A 19495-nucleotide genomic window follows, 5' to 3' on the forward strand; every position below is an offset into this window, starting at 1 on the left:
GCTCCGAGGCGACAACTCGCCGCAAGTCAACGTGCGCCTTCCCAGGTCTGCGCGGGGGGCTGCGCGGTGGCCGGGGCCGGGGCCGGGGCCGTCGCCGGAGGCGGGGTGGGGGTGCGGCCCGCCCAGGTCTCCAGCTGCGCCACGAAGCGTTCGGCGTGCACCGGCCAGTGAAAGCGCGCGCGGGCGGTCTCGTGGCCGCGCCTGCCGAGGTCGGTGCGCAGCCCGGGGTCGGCGCGCAGCTTGCGCACCGCGTCCGCGGCGGCGGCCGGGTCGCCGAACGGGACCACGATCCCGCAACCGGCCGGTTCCACGATCCGCACGGCGGGCGGGTTGGGCGTGGTGATCACCGGGATGCCGCGCGCCATGTACTCCACGACCTTGGTCGGCATCGAGTGGCGGTAGTTGGGCTCGTCGTGCAGCAGCGCCAGGCCGGCCATGGCGCCCTCGGCGATGCGCAGGGCCCGGTCGTTGGGGACGAACCCGTACCAGCGCAGCACCCCGTCGCGCTGGGCGGCGCGCAGCTGGGGACGGACCTCCGGGTCGGCGGCGCCGATCAGCTCCACCATGATCCCCTCGGGCGCCAGCAGCCGGGCCATCCCGATCATGTCGAGGGCGCCCCGCGCGGCCGACAGGTGGCCGACGTAGACGGCCCGGACGCCGTCGGGCGCGCCGGGCGGCGTCTCGGCGACATAGGTCGTGTTGGGCACCACCGGATGCTCCCCGCGGAACCGGGACCGGTAGCCCTCCTCGGCCAGCAGCAGCCGGTGCCGCCGCTCGGCGCGTGCCTCCAGGCGCCGGACCAGGGGCCGCAGCAGCGGCCGGGCCGGGCCGGGCACCCAGCCCTTGGCGGACAGGGCGGCGGCGGTGTCCTCGTGGACGTCCCACACCACCGTGCGGCGGCGCACCTCGCGCGGCAGGGAGACCAGCAGCTCGGGATCGTGCAGCAGCACCACGTCCGCGTAGGCGGCGTGCTCGACCAGCGCCCGGTGGGCGGCGCGCAGCGCGCGCAGCCGCCGGCGGCCGGCCGCCCGGGGCACGTCCACCGGGCTGATCTCACGCCATGGGGTCACATTGCAGGCCCGGAAAGGGGCGATATAGGTGACCTCGTGGCCCGCGTCGATCAGTGCACGGATCTGCCGGTGCAGAATCCGTGCGTCCTCGGGGTGGTGCACGATCGTGCAAACGCAGACCCGCATTCGGCTCACTCCGGATGGGTGTCGAAAATGTCCCACGGAAGAGTCTGCGTGTGCTGTGTAAATTGCGGATGAATGCCGCAGGTCCGGACGATGGACACCGCCGGGCGGCGGCACGCCCTCCGGGCCGGGGGGCGTGCCGCTCCGTCAGAGGAGGTCGACGGTCTCGCCGCGGAGCTCGCGCGTGCGGCCCCGGGTGTCGAACAGCAGCCGGGCGTGCCGCGCCAGCGTCCCCGCGTCGTAGGCGGAGTGATCGGCCAGGACGACGGCCAGGTCGGCGGCGGCCAGCGCGGCCGGCAGGTCGTCGCCCGCCGCGGGCACCTCGGCCCCGTCCACCCGCCATTCCTTCACGAACGGGTCGTGGAAGCTGAGGCGGGCGCCCAGGCGGGCCAGCCGCCGCGCGATGGGCCGGGCCGGGGACTCGCGCTGGTCGGCGATGTCGGCCTTGTAGGTGACGCCCAGCAGCAGCACCTCGGCGCCCTTGAGGGCCCGGCCCTGCCCGTTGAGCAGCTGCTGCGCGCGCTCGACGACGTAGCGGGGCATCCGGTCGTTGATCTCCTGGGCCAGCTCCACGAAGCGGAACGGGTACCCCAGCGAGCGGACCTTGTACGACAGGTAGTTGGGGTCGATGGGGATGCAGTGCCCGCCGACGCCGGGACCGGGCCGGAACGCCTGGAACCCGAACGGCTTGGTGGCGGCGCAGTCGATCGCGTCCCACAGGTCGATCCCCAGCTCGTGGCAGAACACCGCCATCTCGTTGACCAGGGCGATGTTGACGTGCCGGTAGGTGTTCTCCAGCAGCTTGGCCATCTCGGCCTCGCGGGTGCCCTTGGCCTGCACGACGCGTTCGACGAACTTGCCGTAGAGGGCCGCGGCGGCCTGGGCGCACGCGGGGGTGAGCCCGCCGACGATCTTGGGCGTGTTGGCCACGCCGAAGACCGGGTTGCCCGGGTCGATGCGCTCGGGCGAGAACGCCAGGTGGAAGTCGGTGCCGGCGACCAGCCCGCTGGCCTCCTCCAGCAGGGGCCGCAGCACCTCCTCGGTGGTGCCCGGGTAGGTCGTCGACTCCAGGACGACCAGGGTGCCCGGCGCCAGGTGCCGGGCGATGCCGCCGGCGGCCCCCCGGACAGCGGTCAGGTCCGGGCCGCCCTCCTCGGAGAGGGGCGTGGGCACGCAGATCACCATCGTGCGGGCGCCGTCCAGGACGTTCTCGTCCAGGCTGGGCGTGAACCCGGACGCCAGCATCTCCCGTACCTCGCCGGGCGTGACGTCGTCGATGTGCGACCGTCCGGCCAGCAGCCCTTCGACCACCTTCGGGTCGCGGTCCAGGCCGCCGACCCGGAGCCCGGCCCGGCAGGCCTCACGTACCAGCGGCAGCCCGACGTAGCCGAGCCCGATGACCACCAGATCCACCGGTGGCTCCCTTCGTGGGTTTCACGTCTATGGGTAGGCGTCCCGGTAGCGGTTCGCGACGGCACGCCATGTGCGTTCCGCCCTCACCCATTCCCGGGCGGCCTCTCCGATTTTTCGCCGTCGGTCGCGACTGTAAATGAGATCTGCCAGGGAATTCGCCCACGCCTCCGGATCTTCCGGCAGAGTTAACGTGCCGGTCACGCCCGGTTCGACGATTTCGCGAAGAGCCCTGACATCACTTGCTATTACTGGGATTCCTCCCGCCATCGCCTCGATCGGTTTGAGGGGCGTGACCAATTGGCAGACCCGGTCCGCGCGACGGGGGACCGCGAACACATCGAGGACGGCGTGGTACTGACGAACCGATCGCATGGGCACCCGGCCGGTGAACACCACCCGGCCGTCCCGCGCGCCGCCGGCGCCGTCCCCGGCCCCGCCGGGCCGCCGGTCCTCGACCGGGAGGCCGTGCCCGGCCGCGCGGCGCATCAGGGCGCCCAGCTCGGGCCCGTCGCCCACCAGCAGGAGGGTGACCGGGGTGCCGCCGTCCCGCAGCAGCGCCGCCGCGCCGATCAGCGTGTCGATGCCCTCGTACCCGTAGAACGAGGAGGTCAGCCCGATCACCGGGGCGCCCTCGGCCAGGCCCAGCGCGGCCCGCGCCTCTCCCGCGTCGGGCAGCGGCTCCAGGAACGCCTCGTCCACCCCGTTGGGCACCGTGATGATCTTGTCGGGGTCGACGCCCCGGCCGGCGATCTCCGCGCGCATCGCCTCGCCCAGGGTGACCACCCGGTCGGCCTCGGTCATCCGCCGGGTCTCCAGCTCCCGGGTCAGCCGGTAGAAGTCGTCGTCCTCCCGGTGCGCCGGGTCGCGCGACAGCCAGGAGTCCTCCAGGAAGCCGCGCACCTCGTACACCACCGGCAGCCCGTGCCGCCGGCCCAGCTCCAGCGCCACGGCCGCGTTGAGGTGGTTGCTCACCGCGTGCAGCACGCGCGGCCGGACCGCCTCCACCAGCGGCCCGGCCAGGGCGGCGCTCCGGGCGACGTCCCGCAGCGGGTCGCGAGCGGGCAGCCAGGGGAGCAGCCGGTGGTACGGGACGCCGTCGACCTCCACCCTCGCGCGGGTGTCGCCCAGGCCCTGGCTGAGCGGGTAGCCCAGCCGCGTCACCACGTGGGGATCGAAGCCCAGCTCCCGCTGGGCCAGCGCGATCCGGTGGGTGCGCACGGTGTACCCGGCGTTGGTCAGCGGCAGCGCGTTCGTCACGAACTGCAGGACGGCGCCGCCGGGAGCCGGGTGACCGGACGCCCCGGGGAGCGGGCCGGGACGCGGTTCGAGACGCGGTTCGGGACGCGGTTCGGGACGCGGGGCCTGGCGCGGTCCGGGCCGGTGGGCCAGCAGGGCCCGCAGGTCGGCCGACTCGCGGCGCGGATCCCGGGGACGGGGCACCGCCAGGCGCGAGCGGCGCAGGGCCGCGCCGGGGCGGCCGGGGACCGCCCGGCCCAGCAGCCGCACGGCCAGCCGGGGCGCCCGGCCGGGGTCGTCGCGCAGCTGCCGCCAGATCAGTCCCAGCAGGTAGACGGTTCTCTTGAGCACGGCGGGCGAGCGTAGGCAACCCCGATGAACAGAAGGGAAATTGTGTTGGCGTCCATCGTGCACGTTCTGGGAGCACGGCCGAACTTCGTCAAGGCCGCCCCGGTGATCGAGGCCCTCCGGGCCGCCGGCGCGGAGCAGGCCGTGATCCACACCGGCCAGCACTACGACGAGCGGATGTCGGAGATCTTCTTCCGTGAGCTCGGGCTGCCCGAACCCGACGTCAACCTCGGAGTCGGTTCCGGCAGCCACGCCGCCCAGACCGCCGGGCTGATGCTCGGCCTGGAACGGGAGTTCACGAGCCGTTCACCCGCGCTCGTCATCGTGTACGGCGACGTGAACTCGACGATCGCCGCCGCCCTGGTCGCGGCCAAGCTGCACATCCCGGTCGCCCATGTGGAGGCCGGGCTGCGCAGCTTCGACATGACCATGCCCGAGGAGGTCAACCGCCGCCTCACCGACCAGCTGTCGGACCTGTGCCTGGTCACCAGCCCGGAGGCGATCGGGCACCTGGCCGCCGAGGGGGTGCCGGTCGGGCGGACGCACTTCGTCGGCAACCCGATGATCGACACGCTGCTGAAGAACCTGGACGCCTTCGACACCGCGAAGGTGCGGGCCGAGCACGACCTGCCCGCCCGGTACGTGCTGGCCACCCTGCACCGCCCGGCCAACGTCGACTCCGCGCGGACCGCCGCCGCCCTGGTCAGGCATCTGCACGGCATCGCCGACCTGGCCGACCTGGTCATCCCCGTGCATCCCCGGGGCCGCGCCAACCTGCTGGCCGCCGGGCTGGACGACCACCCGGCCGTGCGCGTCCTGGACCCGCTGGGCTACATCGACTTCATCGCGGCCGTGCGCGGTGCCGCCGCCGTCGTCACCGACTCGGGCGGCCTCCAGGAGGAGACCACCATCCTGGGCGTCCCCTGCCTGACCGTCCGGCCCAACACCGAACGGCCCATCACCATCACCCACGGCACCAACCGCCTGGTCGCCTTCGAGGGCCTGGTGCCGGAGACCCGCAAGGCCCTGGAGGCGGAACGCCCGGCGGGGACGCGGGTGACGCCGCCGCTGTGGGACGGCGCCGCCGGTCCGCGCATCGCAGAAGTGATCCTGGAGTTCCTCGTTGACTGAACCATCGGCCACCCCGCCCGGCCCCGGCCCCGTGCCCGGAGGCCCGTCCGGCCCCGCGTCCGAGGCGTCGTCCGGAGCGTCGCCCAGCGCCGCGTCCGGGGCCTCGCCCAGCGCCGCGTCCGCCGCGAAGGCCAACCGGCAGGCGGCCCGCCTGAGGGCGGCGCTGCGCGAGCGGGAGGGCCGCGTCCAGGAGCTCGAACGGCGGCTGATCGCCCTGGAGACCTCCACGACCGTCCAGTTCGGCCGCCTGGTCGCGGGCGCCGCGCGCAACCCGCGCCGGCGCGGCGTGCGGCTGCCGCGCGAGCTGTACCGGCTGTGGAGGAAGCGCAACATCCCGTCGGTCGCGCCGACCGTCCGGGAGAGCGACCGGCTCCAGCTCGACCACGTGGACCGGCCCGAGGACCGGCTGCTGGTCTCCCAGCCCTGCGAGGGGCTGGTGATCGCCGGGGTGCTCGGCCGGGACGCCGCCGCGCGGCTGGCCGGCGAGGCCAAGGTGGTCCCGCTCCACCCGCACGACGCCACGATCGTGATCGAGACCGCCGACGTCGACCTGCTGGTCGTCGACACGGCGGCGGGGGAGCCCGGCGGCCCCTGGGCCTACCTGGGCGTGCCCGGCATGTACGACCGCGACCGCGTCCTGCACGAGGTCCGCCGGCTCGCCCGGGACCGCGGCCTGCCGCTCGTCCTGTGGGGCGAGGCGCCGGCCCCGACCCTGGCCGTCCTGGACTGGGACGCCCGCGCGACCGCCTTCGCCCAGCTCTCCGCGGCGGCCGCGACGACCGCCGCTCCCGCAGCACCGTGAAAGGACCTTCCGTGCGACCACGCGCCCTCGTCTACGGCGATGTCGATCTCAACCTGATCGACGGTTCGGCGATCTGGGCCCAGGGGATGGTGCAGGCCGCGGCCCGCGCCGGCTGCGAGGTCACCCTCGTGCTCAAGGCGCCCGTCCGTACCGGCCGGCTGGTCGACCCGCTGCGCGCCCTGCCGGGCGTGACCGTGCTCAGCCCGCACGCCGAGGGGCGGGTCGCGGGCGAGGGCGGGATGCAGCCCCGGCAGGCCGCCGCCGTCCTGGCCGCCATCGACGCCGAACGGCCCTTCGACCTGGTCGTCGTGCGCGGCCGGAGGCTGGCCGGGAAGCTGTCGGCCGGGCCGCTGGCCGGGCGGCTGTGGACCTACCTCACCGACGTCCCGCAGTCGGCGGGGGAGTTCACCGGTTCCGCCAAGGGCGAGCTGCGGCGCATCGCCGACGCGTCCCGGGTGCTGCTGTGCCAGACCGAGGAGCTGCGCGGGTTCCTGGAGAGCGCGGTGCCGGCCACGGCGGGCAAGAGCGTGCTGTTCCCGCCGGTGGTCGTGCTGCCGGACGGCATGACCGGGCGTACCGGCGGCGCCCCCGAGGGACGGGCGCTGAAGCTCGTCTACACGGGGAAGTTCGCCCCGCGCTGGAACACCTACGAGATGACCGCCCTGCCGGGGCTGCTCGCCCGGCGCGGGGTGGACGCCGAACTGCACATGATCGGCGACAAGGTCCACGACGATCCGGCAGACCCCGGCTACTCCGAGCGCATGCGCGCCGCGCTGGAGTCGGGCCAGGGCGTGGTGTGGCACGGCGGGCACCCCCGCGCCGAGGCGATGCGGCTCACCGCCGCCTGCGACGTGGGCCTGTCCTGGCGGCATCCGGAGATGGACGCCAGCCTGGAGCTGTCCACCAAGGTCCTGGAATGCGGCACGCTGGGCGTCCCCGTGGTGCTCAACCGCACCCCCATGCACGAGCGGCTGTTCGGCGCGGACTACCCCCTCTTCGCGGCCACCGAGTCCGACGTGGTGGACGCCCTCACCCTGATCGGGAAGAACCCCGAGACCTACGCGCTCGCGGTCGAGCGGTGCCGGGCCGCCGCCGCCGGCTACACCCTGGACGCCGCGGCCGGGCGCCTGCGGGCGTCCCTGGACCAGGCGTTCCCGGAACCGTCCGAGGCCGTGCTGGCGGCCGCCCGAGCGGCGGCCGTCCACGAGGTGGCCCGGGAGGCCACGCCCGACACCGCGTCCGGGGCCGCGCCCGACACCGCGTCCGGGACCGCGCCCGACACCGCGTCCGGGACCGTGCCCACGCTCCCGGACGCGGCGGGGGCCGCGCCCGGCGCGGAGGGGACGCTCGGCACCCTCGTCCACGAGGGGACGCCCCCGCGGCCCGCCGAGGCCGGAACGGGCGAGCGCAGGCTCCGCGTCGGCGTGGCCGGGCACGACCTGAAGTTCTTCACCCGGCTGCTGGACTACCTCAGGTCACGGCCCGACATGGAGGTCCGCGTCGACCACTGGGCGGCGCTCAAGGTGCACGACCCCGAACGCAGCCAGGAGCTGGTCGACTGGGCGGACGTCGTCATCTGCGAATGGTGCGGGCCCAACGCCCTCTGGTACGCCGCGCACAAGCGGCCCGGGCAGCGCCTCGTCGTCCGGCTGCACCGCTTCGAGCTGTACGCCGCCTGGCCGCGCCACCTCGACATCGACGCCGTCGACCAGGTGATCTGCGTCAGCCCGCACTACGCCGACCTGACCCGGGAGATGACCGGGTGGCCCGCCGGGAAGGTGGTCGTGGTGCCCAACTGGGTGGACGACCACCAGCTCGACCGGCCCAAGCTGGCCGGAGCCGAGCACCACCTCGGGATGATCGGCATCGCGCCGTCCCGCAAGCGGCTCGACCTGGCCCTGGACGCGCTGGAGGAACTGCGCCGCGAGGACCCCCGGTTCACGCTCTTCGTCAAGTCGAAGCTGCCCTGGGAGTACTGGTGGATCTGGGAGCGCGAGGAGGAGCGCGCCCACTACCAGCAGGTGTTCCGGCGGATCCGCCGCTCACCGCTGCTGGCCGGCGGGGTGGTGTTCGACTCCTACGGGCGGGACGTGGCGGCCTGGCTGCGCCGCATCGGCTTCGTGCTGTCCACCAGCGACGACGAGAGCTTCCACCTCGCCCCGGCGGAGGGCATGGCGTCGGGGGCCGTTCCCGCGCTGCTGGGCTGGCCGGGAGCGGACACCATCTACGACACCCGCTGGATCCACCGGGACCCCTCCGCGATGGCCGCCTCCATCGCCGCGACCGTCCGCGAGGGACGCTGGGAGGCCGAACGGGAGCTGGCCCGGCGGCAGGTCCGCGGCGCGTACGCGCTGGAGGAGGTCTGCCGCCAGTGGACCGACCTGCTGGCCGGAGCCCCCGTGCCCGCCGTCCCGTAGCCCGGGGGCGGGGCGCGGCCGTGCGCGGCCGGGCGCGTGCGGACGGCACGGGGTGCGTTCCGGACGGCACGTGGACGCGTCCGGACGACACGTGGACGCGTCCGGACGGCACGGGGGTGCGTCCGGACGGCACGGAAGCAGCGCGGCGGCCCCGGGAACGGGAGCGATCTCGATAGGCTCTGATCGTGATCCCCCACCCCCTGTTGTATCGGTCCATCGGGCGTGCGGCGGGGCGGTTCGCGACCGCGCACCTGCTGTTCGCGGCGGTGCTGGCCGGGGCCATCGCGCTCCGCGTCGTCGCGGCGCGCGGTTACCCGTCGCTGCTGTGGGGCGGCGACTCCCCCGGCTACCTCGACGCGGCGCTCAAGTTCCGCCCGCACATCGGGCGGCCCAGCGGCTACTCGGTCTTCCTCGCGGCGCTCCGGCCCTTCCAGGACTTCTCCGTGGTCGTGCTGGCCCAGGCGGCGCTGGGCGTGGCCGCCGGGATCCTGGTCTACGGGGTGGTCTGGCGCGCGGCGCGCCGCGCCTGGCCGCGCCGGCCGTGGCTGCCGGGCCTGCTCGCCGCCCCGGCGGCCGTCCCGGTGCTGTACGACGCCAACCTGATCCAGGCCGAGCACATGCTGCTCGCCGACAGCCTCTTCACGTTCCTGCTGGTCGCGGCGGTCGCCGTGGTCCTGTGGCCGGACCGGGTGTCGTGGTGGACCGGGGCGCTGGCCGGGACGCTGGTCGCGTTCGCCGCCCTCACCCGGCTGGCCGGGCTGCCGCTGCTGGCCCTCGTCGTGCTGGCCCTGCTGCTGCGCTGGTCCGGATGGCGCCGCACGATCGCGGCGCTGGCGGCGACGGCGGTGACGTTCACGGTGCCGTTCGTGGCGTACATGAACTGGTTTGAGGACCACTGGGGCGCCTTCGCGCTGACCAAGGCCGACAACGTCTGGCTGTACGGGCGCACGACCGCGTTCGCCGACTGCGCGAAGCTGAACCCGCCGCCCGAGCTGATCGTGATGTGCCCGAGGGAGCCGGTCGCCGATCCGCGGATCGCGCCCGCCTTCCGCGCCCTGTGGACCCAGGAGTCGCCGTTCGTCTACATCCCCGGCGGCATCTACGGGGACGAGGGCAACGAGAAGGCCGGGAAGTTCGCCGACCTCGCGATCAAGAAGCAGTTCGGCGACTACCTGGGCGTGATCCTGCGCGACACCCTGCGGTCGTTCGAGACGGGCCGGGAGCCCTACCCCACCCCGTGGACCGAGGAGAACCTCCGCTTCCCGGGCGGGGAGACGTGGACGGACGAGCAGGAGCTGCTGACCGCCGCGTACGGCGAGAACGGCCGCGCCCGGGTCGTCGAGCCGCAGGCCGCGTGGATGCGCGCCTACCAGGACCGCTGGTACACGCCCGGCCCGGTGGTGGGCGGCCTGCTGGTGGTCGGGCTCGGGGGCGTCCTGATCCGGCTGCGCCCGCGCAGCCGCTTCGGCGCGCCGGTCCTGCTGCCGTGGTCGATGGCGGCGGCGCTGGTGGTGATCCCGGCGGCCACCGCCGACTTCGACTACCGCTACCTGTCCCCGGCGATCCCGTTCGCCTGCCTGGCCGCCGCGCTGGCGATCGTCCCCGGCACCCGCGACCGCAGGACGGCCGCGGACGGCCCCGCCGTGGACGGTTCCGCCGCGCCCGCCGCCCCGGCGCCGCCGGACGCTCCGCAGGACGCTCGGCCGGACGGCTCCGGCCCGGTGACGGACGAGGCCGGTGCACGGGAAGCCCCAGTACACGGCTGACCCCGTCCACGCGCCCGCCGAAGCCCCGCCGTGGAGGTGAACTTCTCGTGGCTCCGGCGCGTCTCCTTTCCAGCACCCAAGTGCGGATTGACCCGGTAAAGCCAGGGCATTCCAGCTGGTATCCAGGGTAGAGCCGCCAGGTGAGGCAGGCGTGCCGGAGCCGGCGGGGGATCCGCCGGGATCCATGCGGATCGGCGAATCGGCGGAATCGGTGGGAATCGGCGGGGATAGGAGCTCATGGGGACGCCCAAGGTCAGTGTCATCGTGCCCGTGTACAACTGCCGCTCCTCGCTGGAGCGCACGTTCCGATCGGTGTTCGACCAGACCCTGCCCGCGGGGCTGATCGAGATCATCGCGGTGGACGACGGCTCCACCGACGGCAGCGCCGCCGAGCTGGACCGGCTGGCCGCCGGGCGCCCCGGGTTCACGGTCGTCCGCCAGCCGAACTCGGGCGGCCCCGGCCGGCCCCGCAACGCCGGGCTCGACCGGGCCCGGGGCGAGTACGTGTTCTTCCTGGACGCCGACGACCACCTCGGCCCCGAGGCGCTGGAACGCTGCTGCGCGTTGGCCGACGAGAACGAGACCGACATCGTGGTGCCCAAGTACGTCGGCGTGGGCCGCAAGGTCAACCCCCATCTCTTCCGCGAGACGGTGCCGTTCACCACGATCTACGACGCGGTGCCCAACCTCTACGGCAGCATCACCGCCCTCAAGCTCTACCGGCGCGCCCTGCTCGACCGGCACGGGATCCGCTTCCCCGAGAACGTGCTGTCCGGCGAGGACCAGTTCTTCGCCGTCCGCGCCTACTTCGAGGCCAAGGGAGTGTCGGTCCTGGCCGACTACGACTGCTACTACTGGGTCGACAGGGAGGACGGCACCAGCGCCCTGCAGCGGGGCGGTGCCCCGGCCGGGGACTACTTCCCGGAGATCAAGCGGCTGATGGCGTTCGTGGCCGAGCGGACCGGGCCCGGACCGGTCCGCGACCGGCTGATGCGGCGCCACTTCGCGGTCGAGGTCTTCTCCCGCTTCGACCCGCGCTACCAGGCGTTCTCACCGGAGGAGCGGCGCGCCACCCGGGACGCGGCCCGGGAGCTGGTCGGGCTCTGGGCCACCGAGGAGACCATGGCGGCGCTCTCCCCGTACGCGCGGCTGGTCGGCCACGCGCTGCGGCACGGCCTCGACGACCTGGTCGACGAGGCCGCGCGGGTGCACGCCGAGGACCCTCCGCCGGTCGTGGTGGACGGCGATCGCGCGTACATGGCCTACCCCGGCTTCCGGGACCCCGCGCTGGCCGTCCCCGACCACGTCTTCGAGGTGACCGAGCCGCTGCGGTGGCGCCGGGCCCTCACCGGGCTGGAGTGGCGCGACGGCCGCCTGGTCGTGCGCGTCCACGCGTTCCTGGAGGACGCCGGCCAGGGCGAGCCCGGCGAGCCCCGCGAGGAGCTGGTGCTGCGGCGGCGGGGCGGCGGCCAGGAGCACCGCGTGCCGTTCCGCCGCGAGGAGGGCCCGGACGGGCGGGCCGGACTGGTCGCGGAGATCGACTTCGGGAAGGCCCGGCTGGGCCCCGGCCGGTGGGACGCCTCCGCCGCCGTCCGCACCCGCGGCCTGGTGCACGAGGGACGGCTGGTCGCCACCCCCGGCGTCGCACCGCCGGGAGCGCGGATCACCGCCGTGCGGGAGGGCAGCCCGCTCGTGACGCCCTACCTCACCAAGGGCATCGGGGCGCTGGCGCTGCACGTCGGCGGCAAGGGCGGGCGGCCCGCCCCGGCGACGCCCGCGGAGCTGTCCCCGGCGCGGTCGGGAGTGCTGCGGCTGGAGACCAAGCTCGCCGTGGCACTGCCGGACGGCGGCACGCCGGTGCGCGTCCGGGCGCTGCTGCGGCACCGCGACTCCAAGGACGTCCGGGCGGCGCCGGCCTCGGTGGAGTGCGGCCCCGGGGGCCTGGACGTCTCCGCCGAACTCGACCTGAGCGGCGCCCGCCGCGGCACGTGGGACGCCTCGTACGAGATCACCGTGGGATCGGCGACCGGCGAGTTCCGGGCCCCGATGGGGCCCGCCGGGCCGCCCGGCCCCGGCTCCGGCGGCACGTCCGGCACGCGGGCCCGGACCGCCGGGCCCGGTGGCCCGAGGCCGTTCCGGACGGAGCGCGGCAACCTCTCGCTCCGGGTCGGCAACGCCGCCCTCACGCGGCTGCGGCGCCTGTTCGGCCGGCGCGCACCGGACGGTCGCCCCTGACCCCCGCCCCCGGCCGCGCCGGGGAATCCGTCCGCACCGAGGCGTCCGGCACCGGCGCGCCTGCCGTGACAAGGCGTCCGGCACCACCTTCGGGCCTGGGCCCCGACCAGGCCGGGGAATGACACATCTCTGCTGTAGTTTCGCCGGGTGAATCTTGATCAACTTTTCGATGAGGGTGAGCTGTCGGCGCACCTGACACGGCGACCGGACGAGGTGGGCTTCGCCCTGCAGCAGGCGGCCCAGCAGGAGCGTCTCCCGGTGCTCGAATGCGTTCTGAAGCACCGGCCGTCGCAGTTCCATCTCAAAGCGGCGCTTTGCTATGCCGCCAGGCGGGATTCCGTGGCCATGGTCAGGGCGCTGCTCGCGGCCGGTGCCTCGCCCGGTGCGTGTGAAACCTACGTTTTCCCGCTGTGGGCGGCGGCCGGGTCCGGGAGCGTCGAATCCCTGCGTCTGCTACTCGACGCGGGTGCCGACCCGAACACTTGTCAGGAGGACAGAGATGCACCGGGCGGCCTCCAACTCCCCCTTCTCGCGGCGATCTCTTGCGCGTCCGTCGAGGCCGTCACGGTGCTGCTCGACGCGGGCGCCGACATCGACGTGATCACACCGCGGGTGCTACGTCCCCTTGAGATCGCCGAGAGCCTCGCGGATCCCGAGATCGTCCGGCTGCTGCGCGAGCGCGGTGCGCGGCGGGTCACACCGGAGGAACTGGAGATCGGACAGGCGGCTGAGCGAGGTTTCGTCGCGCGGGTACGGGAGTTGTCGCCGTCGGCGAGTGCCGAGGAGCGCGGGCTGGCCCTGATCTCCGCCGTGCAGAAGCGGCAGGCCGGGACCGCGGTGGAGATCCTCGGGCATGGCGGGATCGAGCCTGACCGGTTGCGGTACGCCGTGGCGCAGAGCATCGTCTTCGACGTCCCCGAGGTCCTGCCGCCGCTGCTGTCGGCGGGGCCCGACATCGATTCTTGCGACACCCCTTACAGGAAGCCTCCGATCGTCCTGGCCGCCGAACGCGGGCGTATCTGGGCGGTACGGGCGCTGATGGACGCCGGAGCCGACCTCCGGGCGCATGGAGAGTGGGACGCCGAGAACGCGCTGGCCAAAGCCCGCTCGGGTGGCTACACGGAGATCGTGAGGATGCTGCGGGACGCGGGAGCGACCGCGCGAACCGCCGCCGCGATCGAACGGTCGACCAGACGGAAGCTCGCCGACCAGGCGCGACACGCCTGGACACCCCGTCTGAGCACGGCGGCCGCACCCGGCGACCTGTCATGTTTCGGCGGGCTGCCTTCGCTGCGCGACGGCGAGGAATGGCCGTGCTGCAACTGCTGCCGAGCCCCGTTGACCTTCGTCGTCCAGGTCGACCTGGGACGCACGCCGAAGGCCGCACGTGAGATCTTCGGCGACGGCCTGCTGCAGTTGTTCCACTGCATGACCTGCATGCCCGGCACCGTCACCGACACCCGGCAGGTGCGGATCATCGACCCGGCGGGGACGGCGGTCCTGGAGGCGGCTCCGTACACGGCCGAGATACTCCCCGCCCGGCCGGTCATCGGCTGGGGGCGCGCGGTCAAGGATCATCCGTACCGCGACGGCGACCCGTCCGTTCTCCTTCCCGAGGAGCGAGACGCGGTGTTCCGGCTCAACCGGCAGGGCGACAAGCTCGGCGGGTGGCCGAACTGGATCCAGGACGCCGACTACCCGTCCTGCCCCCGAGGAGAACCGCACTTGATGACACAGCTGGTGCTGCAGATCTGCTCTGGCCAGGGCGTCGCTCACACATGGGGCGACAACGGCTTGGGCTTCGTGGTGCGATGCCCGGAGCACCGTCGAGTCGGTTTCGTCTGGCAGACGGCGTGACACCGCTCAAGTGACCGCGCCAACGCCCCCGGTCAGCGGCAGCCTCGGTGAGGCGTCCGGTACGGAAACGGTCCGGTACGGAAACGAGGAGGGCTCCCCGGTCCCGGACCGGGGAGCCCTCCTCGTTCGGCGCGGCTTGCTCAGTGACCGCCGACGGCGGCCTCACGCAGCTCGGCCGGCAGCTGCTCGCGGTAGCCGGAGATCCGCGTCTCCAGCTTGACCACGCTGCGGCTGTAGTCGCGGCTGGACAGCCAGAACTTGTAAATGATCACGAGCTCGAAGGCCAGCATCCCGGCGGCCGACAGCACGGTCACCGGGATGATCGCGCCCTTGATCGCGGCGGCGGCCACCGGCGCCACGATGAACACGCCCATCTGGAACTCGATGCCGCTGATCAGGTGCGGGCGGATCCGGCCGCGCTTCAGGGCGTTGCGGATCCGGGCGTACCACGGGAAGCGCTTGTTGAACTCGGCCTGCAGCGCGATGTTGGGGTGGTCGCCGACCACCTGGTCCTCCATGTCGGCCTCGGGGTCGGGACGCAGCGCGCCCTCGGCCGTGCGCAGGTCCTCGGTGACGCCGGCGCCGCCGGCCGCCGTGCCGCTGGCCTGCCGGACCGCCAGCTCCAGGTCGTGCGCCTCCGTCCGCAGCGCGTTCAGCTTGTTGCGCATCTGCGACCGGACCTTGTAGATCTCCAGCGCGTCCATGTAGCGCAGCATGTCCAGGAACACCACGGCCACGGCGGTCCAGACGTAGGCCACGTTGCCGGTGGCGGCGTACTGCCCGCCCATCAGCGCGATGGCGCAGGCCAGCACCCGGACGCGGTCGAAGATGTAGTCGAGCCAGGCGCCGAAGACCGAACCGGTGCCCTTCAACCGGGCGATCTTGCCGTCCATGCAGTCGAGCGTGAACGACAGGTGGTACAGGAGCGCGCCGAGCAGCAGGTACGGCCAGGTCGCCACGGCGAAACAGGCGCCCGCGCCGAGACCGAGGATCAGGGCCCCGACGGTGAGCTGGTTGGGCGTCACGTTCGTCCGGTTGGCCGTGAAACGGACCATACGGGCGGCGAGCGGATCGACCAGCAAGACCGTCCACCATGCGTCACGCGCTTTGTACGTCCGTTGCCGAACGTCCGCGAGCGTGAAATTCGCCATGGAGAGCTGTCCTTTCATCGCAAAGAGAGGCTTCCCCGGTCGCGGATCGCGCCAACCTCAGAACTGAGTTAAGTGCCGGCACGCGCGCGCGGCGGCGCGTCATGCCCCGGCCAGACCCCCGGAGACCGCCCTTGATGGTAGCGGTTGTCCGCATGTTCGCCTGCTGTTTGTCGCCGACTCGTGACTTAGGCGATCATGGGCGACTTCTGCGGATCACGGTTCGCGGAGCATCCGGTCCACCACCCGCGCCGCCGCTATGCCGTCGTCCCAGGCGCAGAACTTCGCGCGGAACGCCTGGTAGCGGTCGGCGTAGGCGGCCGCGATCGGCTCGGCGTCGGCGATGGCCTCGATCAGCTCGGCGGACGTCCGGCACAGCGGGCCGGGCGCCTCGATCTCGAAGTCGAAGTAGAAACCGCGCAGCTGGTCGCGGTAGCGCTCCAGGTCGTAGGTGAAGAACAACTGGGGGCGGCCGGTGACCGCGAAGTCGAACATCACCGACGAGTAATCGGTGATCAGGACGTCGGCGATCAGGTAGAGGTCGGCGATGTCGGGGTAACGGCTGACGTCGATCGCGAACCTGCCGTCGGTGCCCTCCACTCCACCGCCGAGGTTGAAGTGGCCGCGGACCAGCAGGACGTGATCGTCGCCGAGGGCGGCGCGGGCCGCGCCGATGTCGAGCTGCAGCTCCATCTGGTAGCCGCCGGCCTTGGCCTGGTCGTCCCGCCAGGTCGGGGCGTACAGCACGACCCGCCTGCCCTCCGGGACGCCCAGCAGCGACCGCACCCGGGCGGCGCGGGCGGCGTCGCCCCGGACGAGCACGTCGTTGCGCGGGTAGCCGGACTCCAGGATCTCACCCTCGTACCGGAACGCCCGCTGCATGATCGGGGTGCTGAACGGGTTGGGGGAGACCAGCACGTTCCATTGGGCCACGTCCGCGCTGAACCGCCGCATGTAGTCCTGGGCGTTCTTGAACCGGGGCCGCTCGATGTCGTACCCGATCCGCTTGAGCGGGGTGCCGTGCCAGGTCTGCACGTAGAACTGGCCGTCCCGCTTGCGCATCCACTCGGGCATCGGGTCGTTGCCGACCAGGAACCTGGCCTGCGCCAGCGTCCGGAAGTGCTCGCGGCTGCCGTACAGCACCTGGCGCACGCCGGGAGGCGGCTGGAACTGCCCGTCCTTGGTGACCCAGACGAACTCCAGCTCGGGCCGCCGCCGGGCCAGCTCCTCGTAGATCGCCCGCGGGCTGTCGGAGTACTGGCGCCCGCGGAAGCTCTCGAACATCGCCATCTCGCGCACCGGGGCGGTGAGGAAGCCGGGGTACTCGCTCAGGGCGATCCGCTTGAGCCCGAAGACGCCGCGTTCCTCGTCGTCCTGGGCGGGACGCGACTCCAGGCGCAGCGAGTCGGCCTGGAACGTCGACAGCCGGAACTCGTGCAGGCCCACCACTTGCGGCGCCGGCAGGTCCGCGACCGAGGTACGGGAGACCGCCACCGCGACGTCGCCCTCGTGCATCGGCGCGAAGAAGCCCCACTGCCCGGTGGCCAGCGGCAGCTCCTCGCCGAAGCGGGGCAGCCGGGCGGGGGCCAGCTCGGCGGTGAAGGTGCCGCCGTTCCAGGTCACCGGGAAGGAGTAGGTGTCGCCGCCGTTGCGGAGCTTGACCTTGAAGTGGCCGGGGAAGCCGGAGCCGCCGGGCTCCCCGGACCCGTCCGGCGCGGCCGGGGCCCGGCCGGCCAGCTCGCCGGTCAGCACCAGCCGGCCGTCCCGGGTCCACTCCGCCCGGGTCACCGCCGGGCGCCGGGGCCGCTCGATGATCCGCAGGTTGCCGAACTTGGTCCGGGTCACCACGATCTCGTCCGACCCCAGCGAGTGCCGGACCTCGACGTCGTCGCGGATGGTCAGCCGGACCGGCTTGGCCTGCCCGGGAATCCGCAGTGAGGCGTCCCAGTCCAGGCCCTCGGTCACCCAGGTGTGCAGGGTGGCGGCGTTGTCGGTGGCGTGCGAGACCAGCACGTCCACCGGGATCCGGGCGGTGAAGCGGCCGTTCCCTTCGAGCGTGGCCGCCAGCCGCGCCTCGGCCATGCCCTGCCGCCGGGCCAGGACGATCTCGGCGGAGGTGGCGCCGCCGTCGGACACCCGGCCGCGCAGCACCAGCTCGCCGCCCTCGGCCACGGCCTCGGTGACGTGCGCGTTGAGCTGCTTGACCTGGACGGCGAAGCGGTCGGCGGCCGTCGTCACCGGCCGGATCCACACGTCCGAGCCGGCCTCCCAGGCGTTGGCCCAGCGCACGTCGCTGCGCCGGGGCCCGCCGAGGGGCCCGGCGACCTTGAGCCCGCCGGGCGCGGTGACCTCGGCGTGCAGCTCCCAGCTGGCCGAGCGCAACGCCCGCAGCATCCGGTACTTGCTGGCGCGCATGAAGCGGTAGCGGCCGACCTTCAGGTCCGCGGGGTCGATCTCCACCTCGAACCCGGCCCAGTCGTAGTCGGCGGCGGCGCGCTTGGCGTCGGCGGACACGTCCGGGCGGTGCACGCGCTTCACGGGCAGCTCGACGACCGTGCCGTTGCGGGTGTGCTGGAGCCAGACCCGCAGCGCGCACGCCTGCGGGTCGGCGGCGGGGTCGGTCATCGGGATCCGGGCGATGTAGGCGTGCCCGGACACGCGCAGCCGGCCGTCCTCCCAGCGCGCGGAGTCGGCCCGGCCCTGCAGCTTCTGCCTCAGCTCGTCGGTGACGTCGTACAGCTCGTCGGGCACCGCGCGGGCGGTGTCGCCGAAGTACGGGTAGTGGGCGTACCAGCGCCCGTCCTTGAGGGAGACGTCGGCGGTGAAGATGCGGGCCTGCTGGAAGTTGATGAGCTCCAGCAGCTCCTCGATCATGTCGTTCCGGATGAAGTGGTACTTCAGCCGCTTGAGCGCGGTCAGCTCCCGCGTCATCGTGTCGTCGGCCTCGGACAGCACCTCGCCGACCAGGGCGCGCAGCCGGTTCCGGTACTCGGGGCCGCCCTCGCCGGCCACGTCGATGTAGAGCGGCAGCTCGCCGGAGATCACCGAGGCCAGCTGGGCCCGCCACAGCTCCCGGGACCGGTCGCGCAGGAACGCGGTGACGGCCTGGGTGGTGCGGACCCGGTCCTCCAGGTTGCCCGGCTCGGTACGGCGCTGCGTGATCGACTGGGACTCGCCCTCGCGCTCGCGCCAGTAGTAGACGACGTCGCTGAGCACGTCCACGGCGGACGCCAGGTAGTGCGCCGGGATCGTCACCGGCGCGTCCTCGTACAGGCCGGCCGGGAACGCGAAGCCGTGCTTGTCGAAGAAGTCCTTGCGGAAGACCTTGTTCCAGGCGGTGCGGTCGCCCAGCAGGTCCGGCCGCCGGGTGATGTGGGTGCCCTTCTCGGTGACCCGGAAGATCTCGGTGTGCATGGGGGAGTTGCGCGGGCCGGCCGAGGTGAGCCTGCGCACGCCGCCGCAGGCCAGATCCGACCCGGTCTCCTTCAGCGATCCCACCATCAGCTCGTAGCTGTAGCGGGGCAGGATGTCGTCGGAGTCCAGGAACGCCAGGAAGGTGCCGGTGGCCTGCCGCGCCCCCGTGTTACGGGCGGGGCCGAGGCCCTGGTTCTCCTGCTGGACGAGGCGGAACCGCTCGTCCTTCCCGGCGAACTCCTTGGCGATCGCCGTGCTCCCGTCCGGCGAGCCGTCGTCCACCATGATCACCTCGATGTCGCGCAGCGTCTGTTGCTGCAGCGACTCCAGGCAGGCTTCCAGGTACGTCTCGACGTTGTAGAAGGGAACGACGACGCTGAGGAGCGGTGACACGGTTCTCCCGGTGGCGGTGGTGGGGGCCGGCCCCGGTGGGGGGCCACGCCGTCCCCTCGCCCCCGCACGCCCGAGGCACGCGCTGCCCGCCCGCGGTGCGTCCACGGGATCTCCGGGAGGCGTCCTGGGGGGAGGAACGGCG

11 protein-coding genes are annotated in these 19495 nt (G+C 73.3%); 6 read left to right on the forward strand and 5 right to left on the reverse strand.

Annotated elements, in window-relative coordinates:
- Positions 1 to 26: 26 nt before the first annotated feature.
- The 3 genes from IW256_RS03865 to IW256_RS03875 all read right to left on the reverse strand — a co-directional run bounded on the left by IW256_RS03865 (position 27) and on the right by IW256_RS03875 (position 4193).
- Positions 27 to 1196 (reverse strand): glycosyltransferase family 4 protein, encoded by a 1170-nt coding sequence (locus IW256_RS03865; protein WP_197009627.1) that lies wholly within the window; start codon positions 1194 to 1196, stop codon positions 27 to 29.
- Positions 1197 to 1340: 144 nt separating this feature from the next.
- Entirely contained in the window at positions 1341 to 2606 is a 1266-nt protein-coding gene (locus IW256_RS03870; protein WP_197009628.1) for a nucleotide sugar dehydrogenase, read from the reverse strand.
- A gap of 27 nt (positions 2607 to 2633) precedes the next feature.
- Positions 2634 to 4193, reverse strand: a complete 1560-nt coding sequence (locus IW256_RS03875) for a glycosyltransferase family 4 protein (RefSeq protein ID WP_197009629.1) — start codon at positions 4191 to 4193, stop codon at positions 2634 to 2636.
- Positions 4194 to 4250: 57 nt separating this feature from the next.
- Here IW256_RS03875 and wecB point away from each other — a divergent pair, with 57 nt between their 5' ends.
- The 6 genes from wecB to IW256_RS03905 all read left to right on the forward strand — a co-directional run bounded on the left by wecB (position 4251) and on the right by IW256_RS03905 (position 14398).
- The gene (wecB, locus tag IW256_RS03880; protein ID WP_420535441.1) at positions 4251 to 5321 is read left to right on the forward strand and encodes a non-hydrolyzing UDP-N-acetylglucosamine 2-epimerase; all 1071 of its coding nucleotides are present in this window, start codon (positions 4251 to 4253) and stop codon (positions 5319 to 5321) included.
- Positions 5314 to 6123 carry a hypothetical protein gene (locus IW256_RS03885; RefSeq protein ID WP_197009631.1) on the forward strand — a complete coding sequence of 270 codons (810 nt, stop codon included), beginning with the start codon at positions 5314 to 5316 and terminating at the stop codon, positions 6121 to 6123. Before wecB ends, IW256_RS03885 begins: the two co-directional genes overlap by 8 nt.
- 86 nt (positions 6124 to 6209) lie before the next feature.
- Positions 6210 to 8540 carry a glycosyltransferase gene (locus IW256_RS40800; protein ID WP_231404285.1) on the forward strand — a complete coding sequence of 777 codons (2331 nt, stop codon included), beginning with the start codon at positions 6210 to 6212 and terminating at the stop codon, positions 8538 to 8540.
- Positions 8541 to 8725: 185 nt separating this feature from the next.
- Positions 8726 to 10306, forward strand: coding sequence for a hypothetical protein (locus IW256_RS03895; RefSeq protein ID WP_197009632.1), 1581 nt, complete (start codon positions 8726 to 8728; stop codon positions 10304 to 10306).
- A 237-nt stretch (positions 10307 to 10543) separates the two neighbouring features.
- Positions 10544 to 12541, forward strand: a complete 1998-nt coding sequence (locus tag IW256_RS03900) for a glycosyltransferase family 2 protein (RefSeq protein WP_197009633.1) — start codon at positions 10544 to 10546, stop codon at positions 12539 to 12541.
- Positions 12542 to 12688: 147 nt separating this feature from the next.
- Positions 12689 to 14398: an ankyrin repeat domain-containing protein gene (locus IW256_RS03905; protein WP_197009634.1), complete on the forward strand. Its 1710-nt coding sequence runs from the start codon at positions 12689 to 12691 to the stop codon at positions 14396 to 14398.
- A gap of 140 nt (positions 14399 to 14538) precedes the next feature.
- On the opposite strand, the gene IW256_RS03910 is transcribed toward IW256_RS03905, so the two are convergent.
- On the reverse strand, positions 14539 to 15549 hold the full coding sequence (locus IW256_RS03910; protein WP_197009635.1) for a CDP-alcohol phosphatidyltransferase family protein: 1011 nt from the start codon (positions 15547 to 15549) through the stop codon (positions 14539 to 14541).
- 213 nt (positions 15550 to 15762) lie between these two features.
- Entirely contained in the window at positions 15763 to 19353 is a 3591-nt protein-coding gene (locus IW256_RS42635) for a bifunctional glycosyltransferase/CDP-glycerol:glycerophosphate glycerophosphotransferase (RefSeq protein ID WP_197009636.1), read from the reverse strand.
- Positions 19354 to 19495: the final 142 nt, after the last annotated feature.

Origin of the sequence: Actinomadura viridis, assembly GCF_015751755.1 — a bacterium.
GTDB classification, from domain to species: domain Bacteria; phylum Actinomycetota; class Actinomycetes; order Streptosporangiales; family Streptosporangiaceae; genus Spirillospora; species Spirillospora viridis.

Bases quoted from the DNA above. Each gene is read 5' to 3' on its own strand.
- IW256_RS03865 (WP_197009627.1), bottom strand. From the start codon at position 1,196: ATGCGGGTCTGCGTTTGCACGATCGTGCACCACCCCGAGGACGCACGG.
- IW256_RS03900 (WP_197009633.1), top strand. From the start codon at position 10,544: ATGGGGACGCCCAAGGTCAGTGTCATCGTGCCCGTGTACAACTGCCGC.
- IW256_RS40800 (WP_231404285.1), top strand. From the start codon at position 6,210: ATGGTGCAGGCCGCGGCCCGCGCCGGCTGCGAGGTCACCCTCGTGCTC.
- IW256_RS03910 (WP_197009635.1), bottom strand. From the start codon at position 15,549: ATGGCGAATTTCACGCTCGCGGACGTTCGGCAACGGACGTACAAAGCG.